Below are 9,267 nucleotides of genomic sequence, written 5' to 3' on the forward strand. Positions count from 1 at the left end.
CCTGTGCGGAACGACTTTTTCTGAATATGATGGGGTTAAAAAATAGGGAAGATAGTTACACTTTCTTGGCGGCATAGCTCCGATATTGTTGTTGAATTCAGTTTCAGAGGTATTACGGATAAGCTTCCGATCCACCGTTTGTGCGGAATTAGCAAGTTTATGTGCGCTTCAGGACATTTTGTGTGCAAAAACCAGTTATTTATGTGCGCTTCAGCCTAAATCGTGTGCGGAACGACTTTTCGAGGCTATTGCAAATATCCCAACTCCATGTCTGAAGATTTCAGTGCGCTATGGTAAAATGAGGGCAATGAGTTGAAGGAGAGATATTTATGACTGAACAGAGGAAGCTGTATGGTGAAGAGCGACGGAATAAGCTGCTTGAGATTTTGAGGGAGAGCCCGGAGCCTGTGACGGGTAGTGAGTTGTCACGGATGACGCATGTGAGCCGCCAGGTGATTGTCAGTGATGTTACGCTGTTGAAAGCTAAAAATGAGCCGATTATCGCGACCAGTCAGGGCTATATTTACATGTCTCCGACCAATTCGAAGCATTATGAACGGATTATTACTTGCTCACATTCTCCGGAACAAACCGAGCAGGAATTGAATTTACTTGTTGATCTTGGCATTACGATTAAGGATGTAAAAATAGAGCATCCTGTGTATGGAGATTTGACCGCTTCAATCATGGTCAGCAGCCGTAGAGAGGTGCGTCAGTTCATTCAGCGGATTGCCGATAGTAATGCCTCCTATCTTTCTGTTTTGGCAAACGGCGTTCATCTGCATACCTTATCCGCGGACTCCGAGCAACATCTCGACGAAGCTGAAGCTGCTTTAAAAGAGGCAGGATTTCTAATCGACTACATAAGTTGACTTAACCTAAAAGGCCTGTCCCCAAATTGGAGACAGGCCTTTTAAGTTAAACCATTTGTGGCTTTCCCACCTTAAAGCTTGGATAGCTGCCGAGAACATTGACTTTACAGCCGAGTGCCTCCATTTCGGACATAGCACCAGGAATAAGAATATCATCCATTTTCCTATCTATATCGATAATGAAAAAGTAATTGCCTAGACCGGTTTTCAATGGTCTTGATTCAATTTTCGTTAAATTGAGGCCACGCCAAGCAAAGGCGGACAACACTTTATGGAGTGCCCCGGAAGTATCGACAGGGAGTGTCACCATAAGCGTCGTTTTGTAGCCTTGTTCACTCGTTAAATGGTCATCAAAGCTGACTTCTTGTTTCGAGACTACGATAAATTTTGTATGGTTATGGCTGTAATCATGGATTTTTCTCTTGGCGATTTTTAAGCCATACACGTCTGCTGCCATTTCATTAGCAATGGCGGCAATCTTTCTATTCGGATTTTCGCTGACCATTTTAGCAGCAGCTGCCGTTGATGTTGTGCTTTCATAGGGTACGCCCTTCAGCTCTTTATGGAGGAACTTATGACACTGAGCGATGGCATGCGAATGAGAATAAACAATTTCTGGTTTGAAAGACGGTGTATCATTGTCCGGATGAATCATATAATGCTGTTCAATAGGAGCGGTAATATCTCCACGAATGGGCAGCTTTGCTTCGTGGTATAAATAATCGATGGTTATATTAACGGAACCTTCAAGTGCGTTTTCAATAGGAACAACCGCTACTTCTACTTCCCCGTCATTTACAGCATCCAGACAATCCGGGATGGTCGACAGGGGCACTTTATAATCATTAGGAAATAGACGGCTTACGGCTATATCCGTGAATGTTGCTTTAGGACCCAGAAATGCAATTTGTTTATACATGTATGACGCTTCCTCTCACGGAAAATTTACTGTTTATCTTATGCTATTTTCAGTACTTTTACAATGAATAAGTTTGAAAATTCACGAAAAATAGATAATTGGACTCTATAAAAAAATGCCCCGCACCATAAGTGGTGGGGGCATTGATTTAAGCTCCTGTGCCAAGTACTTCAACTTTTTCAACAAACTCCATTTGACGAAGGCGTGTCATTAACTCATCAACCGGCATACTCATGCTGCCGGTATTTAATGAGAGCGTAACGTTTGCACGCCCCTGTAAAGGGATTGTCTGGTGGATAGTCAGGACATTACATCCTGATGAGGCAACTACATGTAAAAGTTCCGAAAGCGTGCCTGATCGGTCCTCCAGATAGAAAAAGAGGGTAACGAGCTGTTCTTTAACGATTGTATGAAACGGAAAAACTGTATCACGGTATTTATAGAAAGCACTTCTGCTAAGATCCACTTTCTGAACGGCGTCCCAGATCGACTCTGCTCTTCCCCGTTCTATCAGTTCCTTCGCATCTAGTGTTTTCTTCATCGCTTCTGGTAGCACATCTTCTCGAACCAGGTAAAACTTTTTATCGGTCTTATCCATGCAGCGCACTCCAATCCCTCACCTTGGCACCTAACGCCATTATCTATTCATCAATCTACAAATTCAAACTCATACTCAAGAATGCGGACGATATCGCCGTCTTTCGCTCCACGTTGACGAAGAACCTCATCGACTCCAAACGAACGGATCTGACGAGCGAAACGTTTAACGGATTCATCACGAGTGAAATCAGTCATCTTGAAAAGACGTTCAATCTTGAAGCCAGAGACTACGAAACAGCCATCCGGTTCACGTGTAACATCGAATTCATCCTTTTGTGATACATGCTTGTAAAGAACACGGTGAATTCCGTTATCTTCTGCTTCATCATGATCAAGCGGGAATTCTGGTGTTTCTTCAATTTTATCTACAATCGCATAAACAAGTTCACGTAGTCCTGAACGATTTACAGAAGAAATCGGGAAAATTGGATAGTCTTCCGTTAACTTTTCACGGAATGTCTGCAAGTTTTCTTCCGAATCAGGCATATCCATTTTACTAGCTACGATGATCTGCGGACGCTCAAGTAAACGTAAATTGTATTCATTTAATTCATTGTTGATAGTCAGGTAATCTTCATAAGGGTCGCGTCCTTCAAGTCCTGACATATCGATTACATGGACAATTGCCCGTGTCCGTTCGATATGACGAAGGAATTGATGTCCTAGACCTACGCCTTGTGATGCACCTTCAATTAGTCCTGGCAAATCAGCTAAAACAAAACTACGATGATCTTCCGTTTCAACCATTCCTAAATTAGGAACAATTGTGGTGAAATGATAATCTGCAATCTTAGGTCTTGCTGCAGAAACTACAGAAAGAAGCGTTGATTTACCGACACTTGGGAAGCCGACAAGTCCCGCATCAGCAAGCAATTTAAGCTCCATAGTAATTTCACGTTCTTGTCCAGGTTCACCATTTTCAGCGATTTCCGGAGCTGGATTGGACGGAGAGGAGAAACGAGAGTTTCCGCGTCCACCGCGTCCGCCCTTAGCAACAACAGCCCGTTGGCCATGTTCAATAAGATCGGCAAGTACTTCGCCGGTAGTCGCATCTGTAACCACCGTACCCGGTGGAACTTTAACAATCATATCACTCGCATTTTTACCGTGCATGTTTTTAGACATACCGTGTTCTCCGCGTGGTGCTTTGAAATGCCGTTGGTAACGGAAATCCATTAGCGTACGCAGTCCTTCTTCTACTTCGAAAATCACATTCGCTCCATTACCGCCGTCTCCGCCAGCTGGACCGCCCATTGGTACATATTTTTCGCGGCGGTAGGCAACGACACCGTTCCCACCGTCTCCGCCTTTTACTAATACTTTGACCTGATCAATAAACATGCAATCACTTCCTTGTTTTCTGTATGTAACCTTGATGCATTACATATATTTTTACCACTTTAAATCTTCATATCCAACGTAAATACAACACATGTTTCAGTAAATTCCGATGACATATGCTCTAGTTTATCCAGCGGCTGGGAAAGCAAACGCTTAAGTGAATCATCTTCTTTGCGGCTTCCCTCTAAGTCAAAGGAAAAACGAATATTCTTTGCATTTGTTTCAAAGATAGAAACGGTAAGCACATTTTCACTATACCCATCCAGCGATTCGTTCAAGATAGCAAATAATTTACGTGTCCAGGCTGTTATCGTTTCATCGAGATTCGAACAGCCTTTTATGGTATCAATGACCTCGAACTCACAGCGGAAAGCACAGGGCTGCCAATTTGCCGTCATAAGAAGTTCACCGAATTGCGGCATTTTCAAATTGGACAGCCTTGCTTCATGCTGAGATTCAATAATGATTTCTTCAATAATGGCCCGTGCACGATCACTTCTCTCGAGTTCCAGGTTCCCTTTAATTAACTGAATCTTATTGAGCCAATCATGTCGTGAGTGGCGTAGAATTTCCACGGTCGTCCATTCATTATCCATTCCATTAACTCCTACCATTCAATAGAACATTCCATACGCTCTATCATGTCAGATGATTTCTTTAGTATATCAAAAAAAGCTAGAAGGTAGAATAGAGTAATCTCCCTCTAAAACATGAAAGCCATCGTCCAAAGGACCCGTTTCGGCACAAGAGTGCTTCGGACGATGGCAGAGCAAAGTCATCTAGGATGTAAAAAATTAAAATAGGAGCATAGACGTTTTTGGGAGACAATAAAAAAGAAAAGCCCTGACTCCTTCCTTTTCACACATATGTAGCAAAACATTCATACGAACGAGCTGCCGCAATATATTGTGTTCAATAGAAGGAGCCGGACCCTATAAACCAGCTTCTAAAAGAAAGCTGTATTATGCTTCTTGTGCTGCTGGATAAACGCTGACTTTTTTACGGTCACGACCGTAACGTTCGAATTTAACAACACCATCCACTTTCGCGTATAGTGTGTCATCTCCGCCGCGTCCTACGTTTTCACCAGGATAGATTTTAGTACCGCGTTGACGGTAAAGGATAGAACCACCAGATACGAATTGACCATCCGCACGCTTAGCGCCTAAACGCTTCGATTGGGAGTCACGTCCGTTTCTTGTAGAACCTACTCCCTTTTTGGAAGCAAAGAACTGAAGATCTAATCTTAACATATGTTCCACCTCCTATTGTCTGAGGATAATTTTCATGTATTTTCCATAATCACGTTCGATAGTCTGTAATGATACAAGCATCCCGTCCAACAACAGCTGAACCTTTTCCCGTGATGATTCTGAAAGATCTTCAGGGATCACACAGTTCAGGTAGCCGCCTTGTCCGCTCTGCTTAATCTCAGGTTTTACATCCGTTAAGGACATAATTGCATTAACAGCCCCGAAGGTAACTGCCGATACACCTGCACATACAATATCAGAACCTTTTTTAGCAAAATCAGCATGTCCACTTAAGGTGAAGGAATGAATCCGTCCTTGAGCGACATCGAAAGTTATCTTTATCATATTCAGCCTTATGCGTTAATTTCGCCGATAACGACTTTAGTATAAGGTTGACGATGACCTAGCTTTCTATGATAGTTCTTCTTCGCTTTGTAACGGAATACAGTGATTTTCTTTTGCTTCCCTTGTTTTTCAACAGTACCTGTTACAGTAGCGCCTTCAACTAGAGGAGCTCCAACTTTCACGTCTTCGCCGCCTACGAATAAAACTTTGTCAAATGTAACAGTTTCGCCTGCTTCAAGGTTTAATTTTTCAATATAAACCGTTTCGCCAGCTGCTACTTTAATTTGTTTACCGCCAGTTTCAATAATTGCGTACATACTTGCACCTCCTTGGATCTCTCAGACTCGCCAAGCACAGGCGTTTTACGAAGCCGTAAAAACTTTGGAACCTGATTTGAGCGGTTGTAGCACGGGTGCTACAAACATAACAGTAAAATTTTATCACATATAAAAACCTCTGTCAATCTCATTCCTAGATTTTTATTCGTAAACCGATTTTGCTTGTTTAAGTTCTTTGTATGAACCAAAACGTTTGATTGTATAGCTGTTTAGCTGTCCCTCTATATAGGTAACAAGTAATTTCTTCCCAATTAATGCTTCAATCCATTCTCGTCCTGAATCTTTGGCCCCAAGTAAAACGTCAGCTACAGCTTGACTCATCTCGACCCAGACCGCCTCATCTACGCTTCTTCGATGTTCGAACAGCTCGCGTTCCAAGCGGAAAGCAACCGTTTCCGGACTATCCACTCTTCCAGTCCCTTGGCAAACGGTACACTGATTAGTCAGCTTGTCTTGCAGCGACGGGGCTGTACGCTTCCTTGTAAGTTGAAGAATCCCCAGTTCAGTAAACCCGACAATTTGGACATGTCGGTTATCCTGTTTCATTTCTTTTGTCATTGCTGCAACAATTGCTTTTCGATGCTTCTCTTCAGTCATATTAATAAAGTCTACTAGAATGATACCTGCTAGATTACGCAATATGATTTGGTGAACCACTTCACTCGCAGCTTCGAGATTCGTTTCAAACAGTGTCTGCTCTTTTTGTGCTTTGCCGATAAATTTCCCTGTGTTGACATCAATAATCGTAAAGGCTTCCGTTTCTTCTATGATTAATGAACCGCCATTTGGTAATGGTACTTGTTTATTTAGTGATTCACTCACTTGTGTTTGGATATGATATTTAGCAAAGAGATCACCAGGACCGGAATCATACGTAACCGTCCATTCACTATTCTGATCATCCAGACGCTTTTTCAATTCTTGGCAGCTTTCAAAGTCATCTAAAATGATTTCACCGAACTGTGTTGAAGCAATTTTAACTGTTAACATGTCTAAGAATGAATCCCGCGCATAAACCAGCCCCGGTTTCTTAGCTAAATCGGCACGCTTAGCCAAATTTTGATAGGCAGCACGTAAGGCATGAAGCTGCTTTAAAAAATCGTCTTCGCTTTGATTTTCCATAGAAGTCCTAACGATTAATCCTTCAAGTTCCTGCTTATGCTCGGATGCTACTTTTCTCCAATAACTTTGTAAACGGTGATTCGTAAATTTCTTGGATACGCCAAGATAATCATTGCCATATATGTAGACGAGTGACGGACTGGAAAGCTCAATCATGGCACTCAATTTCGCTCCCTTAGAACCCGCTTCATCACGGCTGACTTGAACAAGCAGCTTTTGGCCTTGATGGATATACGAACTAATTCCCTTAATGGGCAGGTTCTTACTCTTATCTTGTTGAAAGGCAGGAAGCTCATCCCGATGTAACAAACCATTTTTATCCGCGCCATATTCAACAAATACAGCCTCCATACCCGGCATCACCTTGGTTACTTTACCTATATAAATATTTCCAACTGTACTCTCTTGTTGCGGCTGCGCAACTTCCAGTCTGACAACTCGTTCATTTTCCAGCACAGCATATCTTTTTTCTCGTGTAACTAGACTGGCAATTATTTTTTTCATGACAAAAAACCCCTTCTTCATGTGGGGACAGCAGACTTGTGTTAGTCCATCCTGCAACCATTTGAAGAAAGGATATCATATCTAATAGGAATATAACAATTCACCGATACTAGCGGATGTCAATTTGTCGGAAAAATAGGCATGAAGAATTTCATTTTCATCTAGTGCCCCGCTTTCCCGCCCATCTTTTAAGACAATGACAGGATGCTTACACCCTCTTTGAAAACGTTCAAGCACCTCAATAATTTTTTCATTTTGATCGACCTTAATTGGTTTAAGCATCTCAAGCGTGCTATTACGTCCATAATGACGCTCGAGCAGAAAACGAATAAACGCAAAGTATCGCTGCTTCCATTCCATCACCAGTGTAAAAATAATAAACCCAGCAATAATCCATGCATTCAAATTCATTGGTTCAGCCAGTAAGATATAGAAAAAACCTAAAACCGCGATCGCCGATGACAACAAAATCGTTAACCGATGAGCATCAATAAAGGAGCGTTTTAGGGATAGACCTAAAAAGAGTAGTTTCCCCCCGTCGAGCGGCCAGATTGGCAGCAGATTAAAGAGCATGACGGCTGAATTCATATAGAAAAATTGCTGATATAATTCAAAAGAAACCAGCGAAAATGTATACATCAAATAAGCGACACCAACGAGCCAAAGATGCTGGATGGGTCCAGCTAAAATGACGAGAAGTTCCTCCCTCATTGATTTATTCCCATATTCCTCGGTTTCAACAGAACCACCGAACGGGAGAATCTGAATGGCTTTAATCCGCCAATTAAAGTGATTAGCTGTCACCGCATGTCCCATTTCATGGACAAAAACAATGCAAAAAAGCATTAAGATTTGTGTGAAATGAGCGGTAATAACCGCAATCCCCATAACAACCCAAAGCGTCGGATGGATGTTAATTTTCTGAAGAAGCTTAATACTTTCATTCAAAGGAAATCACCTTTTTAGGATCAATAAATGCATCATCCTTTTTGATGGCAAGATAAAAGGATCCTTTTGATCCATCTTGACTTGCCGTTACTTGTCCAATTTCCGCTCCCTTTTTCACCGTTTCAAAGAGGGTTACATTGATGTTTTCAAGTTCTCCATACCATGATTCTGATTTATCCACATGTTGAATCACAACCGTTTTCCCAAGTCCCTCTTTCGTTCCGGCAAAGATAATTAATCCACCATTCAGCGCCTCTACCTTTGAGTTACTGCCGGTTTCAAGGATAATCCCCTCTCCATTTGTTTCAAAACTTTCGGTAATCTTACCAGACACAGGCTGTGCAAATTGACCATCACTCTCTGCCACATTCGTAATCGTGTTATCAGATGGTAAAAAAGCGATAGGCTTCCCGAACGTATCCTCATACCAGGATGACACAGCCGCAAATTGGAATTCCTGTTTCATTGCCGTAGAAACAGCATTCCGCGCTGGATCAAACTGTGGAGAAGGATGCCTAAACAGCACAGCCACAATTAAGAATAAGCATGCTGCACCTAAAATTTTAAAAAGAAAGTATTCCTTCTTAAACAGCGGATGATCCTTTTCTCGATTACCTGTTTCAAAGGAGACACTTTCGTACCCATATTGCTCCTGATTATCCACTTTCATCTCTGACCACGGAATCTCAGTCCGCTTACTCTCAAGCTTACTCTCAAGCCTTCTCCGCTTTGCAATCCGATCTTGTATCTCCTTCCTGCGGTCTCCCAACAAGCATCACCCTTCCCCAAGCCTTTGTAATCAGCATATGACACCCTTGTCCAGACTATGACTTTGATGTTGCTCCTTAAACGAAAAAAACACCTCCAGCATAACTGGAGGTGTCAGACTGTAGAAAATTGCTGAAATCAAGTTTCTCTACAGTCTTCTTTTATTAGTTTTTAAAATGGGGCTGTTGATTTCCGTTCCAGGCGCTTCGCTTTCCGCGGGAGTCTTCACGCCCTCCTCTCCAATCAACCGTCTATCT

At 42.2% G+C, this 9,267-nt stretch carries 11 protein-coding genes and 1 other annotated feature; of the genes, 1 reads left to right on the plus strand and 10 read right to left on the minus strand.

The features are described 5' to 3' along the window. The first annotated feature begins 329 nt into the window (after positions 1 to 329). Positions 330 to 872, plus strand: coding sequence for a transcription repressor NadR (locus AC52RT_RS11430; protein ID WP_495540861.1), 543 nt, complete (start codon positions 330 to 332; stop codon positions 870 to 872). Between the two features lie 46 nt (positions 873 to 918). On the opposite strand, the gene pheA is transcribed toward AC52RT_RS11430, so the two are convergent. From pheA to AC52RT_RS11480, 10 genes are all read right to left on the minus strand, one after another. Then, positions 919 to 1,791 carry a prephenate dehydratase gene (gene pheA, locus AC52RT_RS11435; RefSeq protein ID WP_495540862.1) on the minus strand — a complete coding sequence of 291 codons (873 nt, stop codon included), beginning with the start codon at positions 1,789 to 1,791 and terminating at the stop codon, positions 919 to 921. A 148-nt stretch (positions 1,792 to 1,939) separates the two neighbouring features. Continuing rightward, positions 1,940 to 2,389, minus strand: a complete 450-nt coding sequence (locus AC52RT_RS11440) for an ACT domain-containing protein (RefSeq protein WP_040376203.1) — start codon at positions 2,387 to 2,389, stop codon at positions 1,940 to 1,942. A 50-nt stretch (positions 2,390 to 2,439) separates the two neighbouring features. After that, positions 2,440 to 3,732, minus strand: coding sequence for a GTPase ObgE (obgE, locus tag AC52RT_RS11445; protein ID WP_495540863.1), 1,293 nt, complete (start codon positions 3,730 to 3,732; stop codon positions 2,440 to 2,442). A 59-nt stretch (positions 3,733 to 3,791) separates the two neighbouring features. Next, positions 3,792 to 4,328: a Spo0B C-terminal domain-containing protein gene (locus tag AC52RT_RS11450; RefSeq protein ID WP_495540864.1), complete on the minus strand. Its 537-nt coding sequence runs from the start codon at positions 4,326 to 4,328 to the stop codon at positions 3,792 to 3,794. A 366-nt stretch (positions 4,329 to 4,694) separates the two neighbouring features. Further along, a complete protein-coding gene (rpmA, locus tag AC52RT_RS11455) occupies positions 4,695 to 4,985 on the minus strand; it encodes a 50S ribosomal protein L27 (protein ID WP_040376206.1) in 291 nt (96 codons plus the stop codon). 12 nt (positions 4,986 to 4,997) lie between these two features. Beyond that, entirely contained in the window at positions 4,998 to 5,330 is a 333-nt protein-coding gene (locus tag AC52RT_RS11460; protein WP_495540865.1) for a ribosomal-processing cysteine protease Prp, read from the minus strand. An 8-nt stretch (positions 5,331 to 5,338) separates the two neighbouring features. Further along, positions 5,339 to 5,647: a 50S ribosomal protein L21 gene (gene rplU, locus AC52RT_RS11465; protein ID WP_201647640.1), complete on the minus strand. Its 309-nt coding sequence runs from the start codon at positions 5,645 to 5,647 to the stop codon at positions 5,339 to 5,341. 13 nt (positions 5,648 to 5,660) lie between these two features. Further along, positions 5,661 to 5,743 (minus strand) — a sequence feature (ribosomal protein L21 leader region). Positions 5,744 to 5,809: 66 nt separating this feature from the next. Then, positions 5,810 to 7,294 (minus strand): Rne/Rng family ribonuclease, encoded by a 1,485-nt coding sequence (locus tag AC52RT_RS11470; protein ID WP_495540866.1) that lies wholly within the window; start codon positions 7,292 to 7,294, stop codon positions 5,810 to 5,812. Positions 7,295 to 7,375: 81 nt separating this feature from the next. Further along, the gene (locus AC52RT_RS11475) at positions 7,376 to 8,242 is read right to left on the minus strand and encodes a M50 family metallopeptidase (protein WP_495540867.1); all 867 of its coding nucleotides are present in this window, start codon (positions 8,240 to 8,242) and stop codon (positions 7,376 to 7,378) included. Then, positions 8,235 to 9,011 (minus strand): peptidoglycan DD-metalloendopeptidase family protein, encoded by a 777-nt coding sequence (locus AC52RT_RS11480; protein ID WP_495540868.1) that lies wholly within the window; start codon positions 9,009 to 9,011, stop codon positions 8,235 to 8,237. The genes AC52RT_RS11475 and AC52RT_RS11480 overlap by 8 nt, the downstream gene beginning before the upstream one ends. Between the last annotated feature and the right edge of the window lie 256 nt (positions 9,012 to 9,267).

The sequence above is a fragment of the Peribacillus sp. genome, from assembly GCF_059453735.1.